Source organism: Buchananella hordeovulneris (genome assembly GCF_001907235.1).
In the GTDB taxonomy this organism is placed as follows: domain Bacteria; phylum Actinomycetota; class Actinomycetes; order Actinomycetales; family Actinomycetaceae; genus Buchananella; species Buchananella hordeovulneris.
Genome location: NZ_MQVS01000001.1, coordinates 320,576 through 336,426, shown reverse-complemented (window position 1 = coordinate 336,426; position 15,851 = coordinate 320,576). Strand labels below are relative to the sequence as shown.

10 protein-coding genes and 1 riboswitch are annotated in these 15,851 nt (G+C 68.6%); of the genes, 1 reads left to right on the top strand and 9 read right to left on the bottom strand.

Going from position 1 to position 15,851, the window contains the following annotated elements; translation table 11 throughout:
- Positions 1-57: 57 nt before the first annotated feature.
- From BSZ40_RS11190 to sucC, 9 genes are all read right to left on the bottom strand, one after another.
- Positions 58-4,359 carry a family 20 glycosylhydrolase gene (locus tag BSZ40_RS11190; RefSeq protein ID WP_158020850.1) on the bottom strand — a complete coding sequence of 1,434 codons (4,302 nt, stop codon included), beginning with the start codon at positions 4,357-4,359 and terminating at the stop codon, positions 58-60.
- Between the two features lie 245 nt (positions 4,360-4,604).
- On the bottom strand, positions 4,605-5,543 hold the full coding sequence (locus tag BSZ40_RS11990; protein WP_169832932.1) for a hypothetical protein: 939 nt from the start codon (positions 5,541-5,543) through the stop codon (positions 4,605-4,607).
- 192 nt (positions 5,544-5,735) lie between these two features.
- Entirely contained in the window at positions 5,736-6,728 is a 993-nt protein-coding gene (locus BSZ40_RS01550) for a malate dehydrogenase (protein WP_073822581.1), read from the bottom strand.
- Positions 6,729-6,824: 96 nt separating this feature from the next.
- Positions 6,825-7,127, bottom strand: a complete 303-nt coding sequence (locus tag BSZ40_RS01545) for a hypothetical protein (protein ID WP_073822579.1) — start codon at positions 7,125-7,127, stop codon at positions 6,825-6,827.
- Between the two features lie 9 nt (positions 7,128-7,136).
- Positions 7,137-8,786 carry a bifunctional phosphoribosylaminoimidazolecarboxamide formyltransferase/IMP cyclohydrolase gene (gene purH, locus BSZ40_RS01540; protein WP_073822577.1) on the bottom strand — a complete coding sequence of 550 codons (1,650 nt, stop codon included), beginning with the start codon at positions 8,784-8,786 and terminating at the stop codon, positions 7,137-7,139.
- A 22-nt stretch (positions 8,787-8,808) separates the two neighbouring features.
- A riboswitch (ZMP/ZTP riboswitch) is annotated at positions 8,809-8,895 on the bottom strand.
- A gap of 38 nt (positions 8,896-8,933) precedes the next feature.
- The gene (purN, locus tag BSZ40_RS01535) at positions 8,934-9,521 is read right to left on the bottom strand and encodes a phosphoribosylglycinamide formyltransferase (protein WP_073822576.1); all 588 of its coding nucleotides are present in this window, start codon (positions 9,519-9,521) and stop codon (positions 8,934-8,936) included.
- Between the two features lie 9 nt (positions 9,522-9,530).
- Positions 9,531-10,859 carry a cell division protein PerM gene (locus BSZ40_RS01530; protein ID WP_143180841.1) on the bottom strand — a complete coding sequence of 443 codons (1,329 nt, stop codon included), beginning with the start codon at positions 10,857-10,859 and terminating at the stop codon, positions 9,531-9,533.
- Between the two features lie 187 nt (positions 10,860-11,046).
- Entirely contained in the window at positions 11,047-11,949 is a 903-nt protein-coding gene (sucD, locus tag BSZ40_RS01525; protein WP_073822569.1) for a succinate--CoA ligase subunit alpha, read from the bottom strand.
- A gap of 12 nt (positions 11,950-11,961) precedes the next feature.
- Positions 11,962-13,128 carry an ADP-forming succinate--CoA ligase subunit beta gene (sucC, locus tag BSZ40_RS01520; protein ID WP_073822568.1) on the bottom strand — a complete coding sequence of 389 codons (1,167 nt, stop codon included), beginning with the start codon at positions 13,126-13,128 and terminating at the stop codon, positions 11,962-11,964.
- 166 nt (positions 13,129-13,294) lie between these two features.
- Between sucC and BSZ40_RS01515 the strand changes: the two genes are divergently transcribed.
- On the top strand, positions 13,295-15,649 hold the full coding sequence (locus tag BSZ40_RS01515; RefSeq protein ID WP_073822566.1) for a 6-phosphofructokinase: 2,355 nt from the start codon (positions 13,295-13,297) through the stop codon (positions 15,647-15,649).
- Positions 15,650-15,851 lie beyond the last annotated feature (202 nt).

Sequence of the window (15,851 nt, the reverse complement as noted above, 5' to 3'; positions counted from 1 at the left end):
ATGATAACTGCGCCACACCCATTCGGATAAATCAACTGAGGTGATCTACCTCAATCCTCACCGTTGCAGGGCCAAACCCACGGCCTTGCGCACCAGCTCGGACAGGGTACCTGCCCCACCGACCACGTCGGCCCGCGTGACTTGCGACTCCCGCAGGTACTTGGCGGTGTCCGCGTGCAGCGTGCCCGCCGGGGTCAGCAGCAGCACACCACCGTTGTCGGCGGCGAGGGCGCCTGCCCCCAGCGCGTCGGCGAACTGCTCCCCGGAGACCACGGCCACATACTTCGCCTGGGGGGCGAACTGCGCGGCAAACAGGGTGGCCGTCTGGTAGCGGTTACGCCCGACGACGGTCTGCACCTTGCCCACATCGGAGCGGGCCTTGACCGCGCTGGCCGCGTTGCCGCCGACGGCGACGACCTCGACCTTGGCACCCGCCAGGTAGGTCAGGGACTCACTCGGCAGCTTCTTGCCGTTGGACAGGAGGATCGCCCCGTCGTGCGCGTCCGCCACCGCGCCGACCGCGAGCGCGTCAGCGAAGTTGGTGCCGTCGACGACGAAGATCTTGCGCACCCCGTCGGAGTGTTCACCCACCTTCTTGGTGGCCTGCACGGCGGTCTCGAAGCGGTTCTTACCGGCGACCCGCTCGACCTCGAAACCGTTGTCCTGCAAGCGCTGGGCGGCGGCGGCGGCGACCGAGCCTTCACCACCGACGATCACCACCCGGGCGACCTTCTTCTCCTGCAGCACCTGCAGGATTCCGCCCTCCAGCTGCGGCGACATCGTCACCAGCACGGGGGCGTCCAGCGCCGCTGCCAGCGGGGCCGCCGCCAGCGCGTCCGGGTAAGTCTTCCCGGAGACCAACACCACGGTGTCACCCTCGAACTTGCCCGCCCGGTAGGCCGCAATGGCGGTCTCCACCCGGTTGGCACCGGCGATGCGCTGCGGCTCCGGGGCCGGGGTCTCGGTCGGCGTCGGGGTCGGAGCCGGAGTGTCCGTCGGGGTCGGAGCCGGAGTGTCCGTCGGCGTCGGCGTCGGCGTCGGGGTCGGCGTCGGCGTCGGAGCCGGGGTGTCCGTCGGCGTCGGCGTCGGGGTCGGCTCGGCGTTCCCGGTGCGGGCACCCACCCGCAGCTCGGCCAACGTCGCGAACTGGTCACCCTGCCAGTTGCTGGTCACGTGCAGCCGCAGGTACCGCCCCCGCATCACCTGGAAGTCGCAGTCCTGCTGCGCGGACCGGCACTGCACGATGTGCTCGGATTCGATGTTCGGGTGCTGACCCTGGTACACCTTGGTCCACTTAACCCCGTCCGTCGAGACCTCTACCGAGAAGTCCTTGAAGCGGCCGTTGCTGGTCCCCTGCCGCGGCAGCAGCCCGACACCGGAAATCTCCATCTCCTTGCCGAGGTCCACCCGCAGCCAGTGCGGCATAGCCGGACGCCCGCCCTGCCACTGCGTGTGCCAGAAGGTCCGGGTGTTGCCATCGGTGGCGTGGTAGGCGAAGCCTTCCCCGTTGCCACCGACCTCTTCCTGCGAGTCAGCGGTCACCGCGGTGCGCGGCAGAGTCGTCAAATCCACCGGGTTTTCCAGCGGGAAGACCCCGGAGTTGACGCGCAGTCGCGTCGAGGCGGTCCGCACGTTGCCCTCCCCCAGCGTCTGGGTGAACGTCACCTGGTGCACGCCGTCGTACAGGTCCGGGGCAATCGGCAGCTGCACGGTGAAGCCGCCGTGCACGTCCGGACGCACCGAGCCAACTACCTGCTCGCCGATCTGCACCTGCACCGGCACGCCGGGCTGGAAGCCGAGGCCCTCCGCCTCTACTCGCTGGTTGACGCTGGCCTCCTCGACCTCCAGTGCCACCTCCGGGGGCACCGAGGGATCCCACTGCGAGCCCTCCGGCACGTTGGCGTCGGCGTTCACGAACACGGTACCGGTGGCCCGCGAGCCGTCCGATCCGGTCACGGTCACCGTGTAGGTGCCGGCCTGCGCGTAGGCGTGGCGGGCCGAGAGCGTGTACAGCCCGGCCCCATCCACCGGGGTGCGCGGCTGGTCAGCGGAGATGCTGACGGGCGCAGCCGCGGTGCCGTCCCCGAAGTCGACGGTGTAGGTCACCGTGCCGTTCAGCTTGCTCAGCGACACGCCCGACGGGTCGGCGGCCGTGGCCACCCGCACGCCGTTGCCATCAATCACCGTTCCCGGGGCCGCCAGGAACGCCACCTGCAGGTCGCGTTCGGCACCCGGGCGGGCCAGGTCATAGGCCCCGGCCAGCGCGGTGTCCCACGCGGTACGGGCCCCGTCGTAGTAGTTGATGCCCGCAAACGTCAGGCGCGGCAGGTGCCGGGCCATCCGGGCCTTGAAGTCGCCCAGGTTACGCAGGTTCTGCGGCGTCCAGCCGATCTCGGCGTGGGAGATGGCCCGCGGGAACGCCATGAACTCCATCTGCTCCCCGCCGCGGATGGTCTCCGACCACATCGGCGCCTCGTTGCCGGCGATCTTGGAGTCGTCGACCCCCGGAATGATGCGCTCCGGGTTCCAGTTGTAGTAGTGGTCGAAGTCGCCCTTGCCGGCCCAGACCAGGCCGATCGGGGTGTTGTCGTGGTACTTCATGTCCAGGTAGGACTTGTTACCGTCCGAGATGATCACCCGGGTGCCCTCGTTAGCGGTCGAGCGCTGCACGTAGTTCTTCGGTCCGTACCAGTACTGGATCATGTCGCCCGCGTCCAGGCGGGACTCGGCGTACTCGTTCCACCCCACGGTCCGCTTGCCGGTGGAGTGCACGATGTCGATGATCTCGCGCACGTTGCGGGCGTAGCCGCTGTGGCCGTAGCGCTGCGCCATCGCGTGCGGCTCGTCGCCCCCCATGTGGAGGTAGGGACCGGGCGTCATTTCGGCCAGCTGCGTGAAGACGTGGCGGATGAACTTCTTCGTCAGCGCATCGTTCGGGTCGAGGTAGGAGTAGCCGACGTTGCCCGTGCCGTTCGGCGGGGCGGTGCGCACCCCGCCCCCGTCGTGCGAGGAGCCGGGGGTGTTGAGCTGCGGGATGGCGTGCAACACCGCGTTGGTGTGCCCCGGCATGTCAATCTCGGGGACGATGGTGATGTGCTTGGCGGCGGCGTAGGCCACCAGGTCGCGGTACTCGGCCTGCGTGTAGAAACCGGTGTGCCCCAGCTCGTTTTGGTAGCCGTGCATGGTCATGGCGGTCTTGCCCGAGACCTTGGTTAGCAACGAGTAGTCGATGGGATCATCGGCGTCCTTGCCCTCGTTGGTGATCTCAATGCGCCACCCCTGGTCGTCGGCCAGGTGCAGGTGCAGGTAGGACATCTTCTGGTCCGCCAGGGCGTCAATGGCCGCCTTGACCTCATCCACCGTCAGGAACGAGCGGGCCACGTCCAGCATGATGGCCCGATACTCGTACCGCGGGCCGTCCACGATGGTGGCGGTCGGCGCCTGCCAGGTGGCCTGCACCGGGAACCGCGAGTTGATGGCGGCGGGCAGCAGCTGCTTGAAGGTGCGGGTGCCGTAGAACAGGCCCGCGTTGTGGCGTGCCGAGATCTGCACCCCGGTGGGGGTGACCTCCAGGCGGTAGGCCTGCTCCCCGGTCAGGGTGCCGGTGTCCGCCGTGTCGGACAGGGTCAAGGTGATGTCGTCGTTGCCGTCGGCGGCCCCCACGACCGAGATGTCGTAGCCAGTAGCCAGTTTCAATTCGTCCGCGAGCTGCTGGGCGGTGGTCGCCGCCGCCCCGGTGGCCACAACGTCGGTTTGCCCGGTGACGGTGAAGAACTCGCCTTCCGTCCCCCACTGCAGGTTGGCGGGCAGCGGCACCAGCGCCGGCCGCTCGGAGGCAACCGGCGGCGGCTCTACGGCCTCCGGCCCGTCCCACACCTCGAATTCGTACAGGCTCATGCCGTACTTCTGTCCACCGATGGGCGTGCGGTCCAGTCCCTGCATCCGCACGAACTGCCAGGCCGTCGCCTTCACATCATCCTTGAACGTGATCTGCTGTGGGGTTTCCAGTGCCGCAGCCTCCTGCGGGCACACGGACCGCAAAACCTCCGTGGCGTCGGTCCACTGCGTGCCGTCCTGCGAGACCTGGATCTTGAACGTTGGCGCACAGGCCCGCTCCCAGTAGATCGACACGTGGTCGACTACCGTCGCTTGGGCCAGCTGCGCCTGAATCCAGGCGTCGTCCGCGGTGTTGGAAGACCAGCGGGTGGTTTTGTCCCCGTCGGCCCCCATCGCGACGGTCCACCGACCGTCGTTGACTTCCGTGCCGGAAGCGGTGATCGTGGCCCCCTTGCTGGGCAAGGCCAGATTGGAGCCGGGGTTGGCGGCCAGGGCGGCAGTGGAGCCCCAGACCGTCGTCATTCCAGTACAGGCGAGAGTCAGCGCCGCCAGCGCTGCCACCCGCGACCTATTTCGTGGTTGCGTCATTGCTTACCTCGTGCCTTTACGTGCCTTCGTCGGCATGCCCCTAGGGGCACTTGCGCACAATTGTTCCATTGCTCGCCCAAAGGGGCCACTTCACGCAGACACAGATGCTGTAGCCCTCATCACATTTCCCGGCGGCAAGGGGCCGGGTGCTCCTGCACCCGGCCCCTTAACGTTGGCTCCTACTGCCCGTAGCCCTGCGGCGGATACTGCTGACCACCCTGGGGCGGCTGCGGCTGCCCATAACCAGGCTGACCGCCCTGCGGCGGGTAGGGCTGCCCATAACCAGGCTGGCCCCCCTGCGGCGGCTGCGGCTGCCCATAACCCCCCGGCAGCGGCCCGGTCGGCGCAGACTTCTTCTTGTTGTGCATGACGATCCCGACCACGATGCCAATCACGGCCAAGCCGCCCACGACCCCCAGCGTGATCCACAGCCAAGTCAGGTCACTCTTGCCCCCGGGCGTTGCTGCGGGCAGGGTACCCTCGCGCCCGCTCTGCTGCTCCTGGCCTGCACCCTGCTCGGTGCCTTCGTCCTGGCCGCCTCCTACTGCCCCGTTGGGCTCGGCGGAGGCCACAATCTTGCCGCCCTTGGCCAGCTCCTCAACGGAGGTAATGACCACCTTGTTGCCCTCGACCGTCCCGATGGTCGATGACTGCACCGCGCCCGGGAACACCATCTCCGCCCTGAACGAGAAATCGATGCCCGGCCCGCCCTTGAGCAGCGGCTCGATCGACGCCTTCTGGTCCTCCGGTATCTCACTGGTAACGGTATAGACGCCGTCCTTCAGCTCCACCTTCGTCCCCTTGTTCAGGGTGGAGATAGGCACGTTGCGGACGGTCACCTCACAGATCGGCGCGTCCGCTGTCCCGAGGGACTTAGTCTCGACCTCGCCCTGCATGCCGCCCTGGCTTTCCTTGGCCGACTTGGCCAACTCCGCACAGATGTCGGAACCACCCGCCTTCAGCAGCTCCGCCATCTGGGGATCCACCGCAGACAAGTCCATGACTACCGTGGTGTCCACAGTCCCTTCCGGGGTGAACGTGTAGGTAGTGGATACCTCGCATGCTGCAGCCAGGAGCGCCACAGGCACCAGCCCCACTGCTAGCAGTCGCTTTTTCATTTTCTTGATCATGCCTGCAAGTAGACCGTATTGGTCGTGAGGTTTCCAAGGGTATGGGCGCCCCAAAAGCTGACCGCAATAGCCTTGTTACTTTAGGGCACTCGCCCCGTCTCCCGCATACCCAGCCGCTGAGCGCAGACAGCAGCGGGGCGGGAAACCACCAGGTGATTCCCGCCCCGCTGCTGGGCAAACTCAGATCAGCCCGAGGGCACGCACCGCGTCGCGCTCCTCCTGCAGCTCCTTGACCGTGGCGTCGATGCGGGCCCGCGAGAACTCGTCGATCTCCAGCCCCTGCACGATCTGCCACTCGCCGCCCTCGCTGGTGACCGGGAAGGAGGACACCAGGCCTTCCGGCACCCCGTAGGAGCCGTCAGACACGATAGCCGCGCTGGTCCACGAACCGGTGTGGCCGAGCACCCAGTCGTGCACGTGGTCGATGGCAGCCGAGGCCGCCGAGGCCGCCGACGACGCCCCGCGCGCCTCGATGATGGCCGCCCCCCGCTTGGCGACGGTGGGGATGAAGTCCTCCTCGACCCAGGCGCGGTCGGCCAGCAGGTCGCTGACCAGCTCGCCGCGCACCGTCGTCTTGGTGATGTCCGGGTACTGGGTGGCGGAGTGGTTACCCCAGATGGTGACCTTGTCGATGTCGGCCACCCCCGCGCCGGTCTTGGCCGCCAGCTGCGACAGCGCCCGGTTGTGGTCCAGGCGGGTCATCGCGGTGAAGCGCGACTTCGGCACGTCGGGGGCGTTGCTGGCCGCGATCAGGGCGTTGGTGTTGGCCGGGTTGCCCACCACCAGCACCCGAATGTCGTCGGCGGCGTGGTCGTTGATGGCGCGCCCCTGCGGACCGAAGATGCCGCCGTTGGCCTCCAGCAGATCGCCGCGCTCCATTCCCTTGGTGCGCGGGCGGGCACCGACGAGCAGGCCCACGTTGGCCCCGTCGAACGCGACCTTCGCGTCGTCCGTGATGTCGATGCCGTCCAGCAGCGGGAACGCCGCGTCAAACAGCTCCATCGCGGTGCCTTCCGCCGCCTTCAACGCGGGGGTGATCTCGAGCAGGCGCAGACGCACGGGCGTGTCCGGGCCCAGCAGCGCGCCCGAAGCGATGCGGAAGAGCAGGGCGTAACCGATTTGTCCAGCCGCCCCGGTCACCGTGACGTTAACCGGCTTGCGAGTTTCAGCCATTGTGGCAACTCCTTGTTGGTAAGTTTCCCGGGCGCTCACCCGGCCTGGCTCAAGCCTACGGCCTGTTCCTCCCCACCGGCCGGGACCTGCAGGCCCTTACCCAATATCGATCCGCGCCAGGCTCGATAGGTACCACAACGCGACCGCCAGGGCCCCCAGGAGGGCGGCATCGGCCCAACCGCCGCGCGCGTCAGTCCACGACGCCTGCTTGCGCGACGCCAAGTAGGCCCGCCAGGCGCCTTCCACCGCCAACCCTGCGGCCAGCAGGCGCACGGCGGCCAGCACCGAAACCCACCAGCCGCAGGCCACCACCGCCGCAATGAACACCACGACGATGCCCACCCCCGCCCCGGCGCGCGGAGAGCTGGCGGGGCGAGGGGTGGGCAGTTGCTTTGTCACGCCCCCACCTTAGTGGGAGAAATGCCGGGTCCCCGTCAGGTAGAGGCTCACCCCGGCCGCCGCGGCGGCCGCGATAACCTCGGCGTCACGCACCGAGCCGCCCGGCTGCACCACGGCCCGCACCCCGGCGTCCAGCAGTATCTGCAACCCGTCAGCGAACGGGAAGAAGGCGTCGGAGGCCGCGACCGCGCCGCGGGCCCGCTGTGGGGCCTGCTCCCCCACCGTCGCGCGCGCCCCCCCAACCTCCGCTGCGGCGGCGGCATCCCCCGTCACTCGGGTTCCGAGCGTGTTAGCGCGCTCCACCGCCAAACGGCAGGAATCCACCCGGTTCACCTGGCCCATGCCGATGCCGACGGTGGCACCGTCGGCCGCCAACAAAATGGCGTTGGATCGCACCGCCCGCACCGCCCGCCAGGCGAAGGCCAGGTCCCGCAGGGTAGCGGCGTCGGCGGCGGGCCCGGCAACCAACTGCCAGCGGGCGGGATCGTCGCCGAGCGCGGTCAGCTCGTCGCGTTGCTGCACCAGCAGCCCGCCGCTAATGGGCTTCAGCTCCAGTCCGCCGCGGGGCGGCGCGGGCAGGCGCAGCACCCGCAGGTTTTTCTTGGTTTGCAAGATCTCCAGGGCGCCGTCTTCGTAGTGGGGCGCCGCCACCACTTCGGTGAACACCTCGACCACCGCGCGCGCCATGTCGCAACTGACGGGCCGGTTAGTGGCAATCACCCCGCCAAAGGCACTGACCGGATCGCAAGCGTGGGCCTTGGCGTAGGCCTCGGCAATGGTCTGGCCGATGGCTAGGCCGCACGGGTTGGCGTGCTTGACGATGGCCACGCACGGTTCGGCGTGATCGTAGGCGGCCCGCACCGCCGCGTCGGTGTCGCCGTAGTTGTTGAAGCTCATCTCCTTGCCGTGCAGCTGCTCGGCGGCGGCAATGCCGCCGGTACCGTCGTGGTAGAGGGCGGCGGCCTGATGTGGGTTCTCGCCGTAGCGCAGGGGCGCCCGTCGCTCCATCCCCGCCACCACGGGCGGTAGCTCCCCCGGCTGCTCGGCGAGTTGTTGGGCCAGGTAGGTCGCCACGGTGGCGTCGTATTGCGCGGTGTGCGTGAAGGCGGCCAACGCCAGCTCGCGCCGCTCGGCCAGGGTGAAACCGCCGCTGGCCACCGCAGCCAGGGCCCGCGGGTAGGCGGTGGGGTCGACGACGACGGCAACCGACGGGTGATTCTTAGCGGCGGCCCGCACCATGGTCGGCCCCCCGATATCGATCTGCTCCACGCACGCATCGAAGTCGGCGCCCGCCGCGATAGTGGCGGCGAACGGATAAAGGTTGACGACCACAAGATCGAAAGCGGCGATATCGAGGTCGGACAACTGGGCGAGGTGGTCCGGCTTCCGCCGATCAGCGAGGATGCCGGCGTGGATCGCCGGGTGGAGGGTCTTTACTCGCCCTTCCAAACACTCGGGGAAGCCGGTGACCTGCTCGACGGGGGTGACGGGCACGCCCGCGGCAGCAACGAGCGCGGCGGTCGAGCCAGTGGAGACCAGCTCCACCCCCGCGGCCGCTAGCTGCTGCGCGAACTCGACAATGCCGGTCTTGTCGTAAACCGAGAGCAGGGCCCGGCGGACGGGCAGGACAGCAAGGGTGGGGGAGGCAGTTGCAGACATGACACCTTCCGATAGTGAGGTCGGTGAGCGCCCAGGCGGGCGACGCTCACGTATCGGTGGTCCGCTGCTCCCCGATGGTTTTCCATCCGCGCCAGTTGCAGCCGCCCCTAGCCTAGCGGGCGCGCCAGGCTACCCGCTAGGGGCGCTCTACCAGGTGCGTTCGTCGAGGCTGCCGGTAGTGGCGATGGCGCGCACGCAGCGCACCAGCTGCGCCCGTTCGGCCACCTTGATGCGCTCAGTCAGGCTGGCGACATCGTCGTCTGGCTCCACGGGCACCGCCACCTGGGCCAGGATGCGTCCCGTGTCCACCCCGGCGTCGACGACGAACAGGGTGGCCCCGGCCACCTTGACCCCGTAGGCCAGCGCGTCGGCGGGGCCGCGGATGCCGGGGAAGGCGGGCAGCAAGGAATTGTGCGTGTTGATGGTTCGCCCCCCGAAGGCAGCGAGGAAGTGCGGGCCAAGCAGTTTCAAAAACCCGGCGCTAACCACGAGGTCGGGTTGCCAGGTCTCCACCTGCTTGGTGAGGGCGACGTCCCAGGCCGCGCGGTCGGGATAGTCCGGGACCGCGACGGTGGCGGTGGGCACGCCCGCGGCAGCCGCCACGGCTAGCGCCCCAACCCCGCCCCGATCGGTGACGAGACCGACGACGCTGGCCGGAAAGTCCGGCTGCTCGGTAGCGGCGAGGAGGGCGGCGGCGTTCGAACCGCCTCCGGAGGCGAGGATTACGAGGCGCACGGCCTCATCTTAGCTGTGCCGCTGTGGGCGGGAGGGACGCTGGTGCGGCGTCCCCGGCGGCGCCGGGCGGGAGCGCTGGAGCCGCCTGCGCAGGGCCTGCCCGCTGACCCGGCCCGTGGTCGCCACGTCCTGGCCGGTCAACCGGATCTGCCGCGCCAACACGCCGCGCACCGTCGGGCTGGCGGCGAGCAGGCCGAGAGTCAGCCCCAGGCAGGACCACAGTACGGCCAGCACCATGCCGCCGGGCAGCGGCCCCGCGGCCGCGAACAAGGTCCCGGGGGCCAGGGCCCCCACCGCCGCTCGCTCCACTACCAGGGCAAGCACCAGCGACATCGCCGTGAGGCTGACGGCCGCACCGAGCAGCACCAGTATTTGCCGCCCGGCGGGTAGCTGTTCCTCCCGGTAGCGCTTCTCGTGCCGCACCCCGACCCAGGCCCCGAGGGCCACCAACGTAAGGGCCACCCACAGGCCCGGCTGCCAGAGCGGTACGGCGGACAAGACCGGCACCGGGGACTGTTCGCCCGGCAGCACACTGTGCGGGGTATAAGCCGACAGCGAGGCGATGCGGAAACCGGGACCCGCCAGCCAAGCCAGCGCCCACATCCCGAGGGTGGGCAGGAAAGCCAGTTGCACGATCGCGAGGGCCACGCCGCCCGCTACCCCCGTGCCGAGTTCTTGCCAAGTGTCAGCGACGGCGCTCCACCGCCACAGGATCATCCCCAGGGCCGCCCCCATCCCGAGAAGGGTCAAGGCCCGCCACAGGGCCCCGCACACGCGCAGGAAACGCAGGGTCGTCTCGGCGTACGGTCCGGCCCATTCGCGGGCGGCCGCAGCCAGCGGCTCGATGGTGGCGGCGGCCGCCGCGACGGCCGCGAGGCTCACACCGGCAGCACCGGTCAAGGTCCACAGGGGGCTGGCCGCCCCCCACGCCAACACCAATAGCGCGACGACCGTCGCCCCAAAACCGGCCACGGCGGTGCCTAGGGCAGCCCACGTTGTCAACTGACTGCGCCGCAGGAAGCTGGTGAGTACCCACCAGATCAGGCCCGTTAGTGCCAGGGGCACCGGCACCTCCACCCCCAGCAGGGGCGAGCCCAGTGCACTGGCCCACACGGCCGTCGATATCTGCACCGCCCGAAACCAGGAGGCCTCTTGCCCGGCCAACGCTTGCCCGATGAACGCCAGCAAACCGGCCGCCACGACGCTGCCCCACCCGAGCAGGGCCGCCTCCACGCCCACCCACACGGCTTGCCGGGGGCTTTTGGGCGCGGCGACGGGCTCGCTGGTCTGCGTCCGCCGCAGACGCGCAAGCAGAAGGGAAGGCTTTTGGGCACGCATCAGGTCCATGTTGCCCCAGTCGCCTGGCGGCAGCCGTCAGCCCACGCCGAACGAAAGGCGGATCACCCGCGGTGGGCACGCGGAGCGTCGCCTACCGTTCGGCGGCGGGGGCGGTAGGCGCAGATCACCTGCGGGGCACGCGGAGTTGCGCCGCGCCGCCCGCCACCGGTACCCGAGAGGTGCGGCGCTAGTGGGCCGCAAGCCCGGCCAGCGCGGCGCGCGCCAGCTCGGCGGTCTGCGAGGGGGTACGCCCGACCTGCACCCCGACCGCCTCTAACGCCACCTTCTTGGCTTCGGCGGTGCCGCTGGAACCGGTGACGATGGCCCCTGCGTGCCCCATCGTCTTGCCCTCTGGGGCGGTAAAGCCCGCGACGTAGGCCACGACGGGCTTGGTGACGTGCTGCGCGATGTAGGCGGCGGCGCGTTCCTCGGCGTCGCCCCCGATCTCCCCGATCATGACGATGACCTCGGTGTCAGGGTCGGCTTGGAAGGCCGCCAGGGCATCAATGTGGGTGGTGCCGACCACGGGGTCGCCGCCGATACCAATGCAGGTGGTGAAGCCGATGTCGCGTAGGTCGTGCATTAGTTGATAGGTCAGGGTGCCGGACTTAGAGACCAAGCCCAGACGCCCAGGGCCCGTGATGTTGGCGGGGGTAATGCCGACGTTGGCCTGCCCGGGACTGATGATGCCTGGGCAGTTGGGGCCGATCAGCTGCACCCCCGCGGCGCGGGCGGCCGCCACGAACTGGGTGGAGTCGTGCACCGGGATGCCTTCGGTGATGACAACCACTAGGTCCAGGCCGGCCGCGATGGCTTCCAGGACGGCATCTTTGGCAAAAGCGGGCGGCACGAAGACCGCGGAGACGTTGGCCCCGGTGGCTTCCTTGGCGGCAGCCACTGACCCGTAGACGGGCACCTGCACGGAGGCGTCGGGCAGGGAGAAGTCGACACTGGTGCCCGCCTTGCGGGGGTTGACCCCGGCGACGATCTGGGTGCCGGCCGCCAGCATACGGCGGGTGTGCTTCTGTCCTTCGGCGCCGGTCATGCCTTGCACGAGGACGCGGGCGGAGCTATCTAGAAAGATGGTCATCGGGATTCCTCGCTAGTTTTGGGCGGCGGCCGCGGCGGCGGCGTGGGCGGCGGCGTCCATCGTGTCGACAACGGTGACGAGCGGATGGTTGGCGGCGGCCAAGATCTGCCGCCCGGCCTCGACATTGTTCCCGTCCAGGCGCACAATCAAGGGCTTCGTGGCTTGCTCTCCGAGGATGTCAAGGGCAGTGATGATGCCGGTGGCCACCTCATCGCAGGCGGTGATGCCGCCGAAGACGTTGACGAAGACGCTGCGCACCTGGGGGTCACCAAGCACGATCTCCAAGCCCTTAGCCATGATTTCGGCTGAGGCCCCACCCCCGATGTCGAGGAAGTTAGCGGGCTTAACGCCGAGGTCCTGCCCAGCGTAGGCCACCACGTCCAGGGTGGACATGACCAGCCCGGCCCCGTTACCGATGATCCCAACATCCCCGTCGAGCTTGACGTAATTCAGACCGGCCGCGCGAGCCTGATCTTCCAGGGGATCGCCGGGGGTGGCTTGGCGCAGGTCAGTGTGGGCCGGGTGGCGGAACTCGGCATTGTCATCGAGGGTGACTTTGCCATCCAGGGCGATGATCTCGCCGGTGGGGGTGGCCACCAGGGGATTGACCTCAACCAAGGTGGCATCCTCGGCCACGAAAACGTCCCACAGCTTGGCGATGACGGCCGCCAGGGGCGGCTGCTCGGCGGGGGTGAACCCGGCCCTGGTCAGCAGTTCGGTAATGGTCTGCTCGGTCATACCAACCCGCGGATCGATGGGGACCTTAGCCAAAGCGGCGGGGCGTTCCTTAGCCAAGGTCTCGATTTCGACCCCGCCCTCCCGGGAACACATGGCAAGGAACTGCCGCTCGGAACGGTCCAAGAGCACCGAGAAGTAGTACTCCTCGGCGATATCGGCAGCCTGCGCGATCATCACCCGCTCCACCCGGTGGCCCTTAATATCCATCCCCAGGATGGCAGTGGCATGCTCTTGGGCCTCCGCCGGGGTGTGGGCGAGCTTAACGCCACCGGCCTTACCGCGGCCCCCGGTTTTGACCTGGGCTTTCACCACGAGCAACCCGGCTGGCAGTTCGGACACGCGACCGGCAACGTCGGCGGCCTCGCGCACTACCACGTAGGGCAAAACGGGAACGTCGTGCGCGGCAAAGAGATCGCGCGCCTGGTACTCGAATAAGTCCACAGAAGTTTCCTTACGTTGTCCGGCCCTCAGCGTCGAGGTACGGACCAGAGTACCTGGACAAGCCAAGTTTTTGGGTGTAGTCCGCGCCCCGCTTTTACCGGACTCACCGGGACGGGAGCAAAGTGAGGCAGAATTACAGGCAGCGCAACCGCAAGAAAGGCCTGCCATGTCCGAAGAAGCAACAGCCCCAGTGTCTGGTCCCCGTATTGGCATCCTCACCTCGGGAGGTGACGCGCAGGGCATGAACGCGGTCGTGCGGGCGGCGGTGCGCACCGCGCTGCGTATGGGAGCCCAGCCATACGCCGTGCTGGAAGGGTGGCAGGGCGCCGTGGAGGGCGGCGACGGGGTGCGGCAACTACAGTGGGAATCGGTCGGCTCGATCCTCCACAAGGGCGGCACGGTCATTGGCACGGCCCGCTCGGACGCCTTCCGGGAACGCTGGGGCATGTTGGCGGCCGCGAAGAACTTGTTGGCACACGGCATCGACCGGCTCATAGTCATCGGTGGCGACGGCTCACTGACAGGCACCGAGGAGTTTCGCACCCAGTGGCCCAGCCTGCTAGACGAACTGGTGGAGACGGGGCAGATCAGCCCCGAGGTGCGCGACGCCCACCCCAAACTGACAGTCACCGGCGTCGTCGGCTCTATCGACAACGACATGGTCGGCACCGACATGACGGTCGGCACCGACTCGGCCCTGCATCGGATCGTGGATGCCCTGGACGCCATCTCGTCTACGGCGGCCTCCCACCAGCGCACCTTCATCATTGAGGTGATGGGGCGCCACTGCGGCTACCTGGCGCTCATGGCCGCGGTAGCGGGTGGCTGCGACTACGTGCTGATTCCGGAGAATCCGCCCGCGCCCGGCTGGGAACAGGACATGGTCGACACCCTGCGCCGCGGCCGCGAGCAGGGACGACGGGACTCGCTGGTGATCGTCGCCGAGGGGGCGCGGGACCGCGACGGGGCCCCGATCACGTCGACCCACGTGCAACAGGCAATCAAGGACCTAATGGGCGAATCTGCCCGCGTGACGATCCTCGGCCACGTGCAGCGCGGTGGCGCCCCGTCAGCCTACGACCGCTGGATGTCAACACTCCTGGGCTACGCCGCCGCCCAGGAGGTCATCAACTCCACCGAGGACGACGAACCCCACATCATGGGGGTGCGCCGCAACCGCATCGCCCGCCTGCCGCTGCGCGAATCGGTGGCGGCCACGCGGGCGGTGAAGGATCTGCTGGCCGAGCAGCGTTACGCCGAAGCCATTTCGGCGCGCGGACAGTCCTTCACGGAGATGGTGCGCATCTTTTCGTTCCTGGCCACCCCGCCCGGCACCGAGGAGGGCTACGAGGTCTTCTCGGAGCAGGCCGAGCTCTTGAAGCAGGTGCGGGCCATCGTCAAGAATCCTGACGGCACCGAGCGAGCCCCGCGAGTTGGGGTGCTGCATCAGGGAGGCCTGGCCCCGGGAATGAACTCGGCGGCGCGCGCCGTCACCCGCCTGGGGCTGCAGTTGGGCATGACGGTGCTGGGCATCCGCGGCTCGTTCCAAGGACTCATCGACGGGCGGGTCAGCGAGCTGACGTGGGGCGAGGTTGACTCGTGGGTCGGGGAAGGCGGTGCCGAACTGGGCACCCGCCGCCCGGTGCCGGAGGTGGAGAAGCTGTACTCCCTGGGCCGCGCTATCGAGGAGCACTGCATTGATGCGCTGATCATCATCGGGGGCTTCAACGGCTACCTGTCCGCGCACCTGCTGCACACAGAACAGTCCCGCTACCCCGCCTTCCAGATCCCGATCATCTGCATTCCGGCCTCCATCGATAACAACCTGCCGGGCACCGAGCTGGCCATCGGCGCCGACACGGCCCTCAACGAGGCTGTGCGGGCCCTGGACATGATTCGTCAGTCCGCCTCGGCCTCGCGCCGCTGCTTCGTGGCGGAAACGATGGGGCGCCGCTGCGGCTACCTGGCCGCCATGTCCGGGCTGGCCGCGGGGGCGGAGAAGGTCTACCTCGCGGAAGAGGGCATCACCCTGGAGGCCCTGAAGAAGGACACGGAGGAGATGATCAAGTCCTTCCAGGAGGGGCGGCGTCTCTACCTGGCAATTCGCAGCGAGCAGGCCAGCGAGTTGTACACCACGGACTTCCTGGCTCGGCTGTTTGCCGAGGAAGGCAAGGGCCTGTACGACGTGCGCCAGAACGTCCTCGGTCACATCCAGCAGGGTGGCAACCCCTCTCCCTTTGACCGGCTGCTGGCCACCCGCCTAGCCTATGTCGCCCTCAGCGACCTGGTGGAGCAGCTGCTGCTGGGTTCGCACGAGGGACGCTACGTCGGTCTCATGGGCTCCAAGATGGGCACCCGCCCGATCGCCCGCATGGAAGACGAGCTCGATTTGGTTAACCGGCGGCCGCGGAAGCAGTGGTGGATGGAGCTGCGCAGTGTCTCGGAGATCGTCTCCGACCGGCACACCCGCTCGGAGGCCGCCTCGCTGCCGGTGCTGCGCGCGGAGCCAGAGCGCAAGTAGGGGCCGGGCGGGCGATACAGGCGGGCCCCGGAGCGGCTAGCGCTCTGGGGCCCGTTTGCGCGCGCGGCCACCCCAACGCGGCGCGCTCGCCGCCGTCCTTGTTGCACCACCATGTCCTTAAAACGCCGAATTAAGAGCATGGTGGTGCATTTAGAGCATGATGGTGACTTTAAGGCGGGGCGGCCGGTAGGATCAGGCCGCT

Coding starts and splice junctions, on each gene's coding strand:
- BSZ40_RS11190 (WP_158020850.1), bottom strand. CDS start 4,359: ATGACGACGGTCTGGGGCTCCACTGCCGCCCTGGCCGCCAACCCCGGC.
- BSZ40_RS11990 (WP_169832932.1), bottom strand. CDS start 5,543: ATGAAAAAGCGACTGCTAGCAGTGGGGCTGGTGCCTGTGGCGCTCCTG.
- BSZ40_RS01550 (WP_073822581.1), bottom strand. CDS start 6,728: ATGGCTGAAACTCGCAAGCCGGTTAACGTCACGGTGACCGGGGCGGCT.
- purH (WP_073822577.1), bottom strand. CDS start 8,786: ATGTCTGCAACTGCCTCCCCCACCCTTGCTGTCCTGCCCGTCCGCCGG.
- BSZ40_RS01530 (WP_143180841.1), bottom strand. CDS start 10,859: ATGCGTGCCCAAAAGCCTTCCCTTCTGCTTGCGCGTCTGCGGCGGACG.
- sucD (WP_073822569.1), bottom strand. CDS start 11,949: ATGACCATCTTTCTAGATAGCTCCGCCCGCGTCCTCGTGCAAGGCATG.
- BSZ40_RS01515 (WP_073822566.1), top strand. CDS start 13,295: ATGTCCGAAGAAGCAACAGCCCCAGTGTCTGGTCCCCGTATTGGCATC.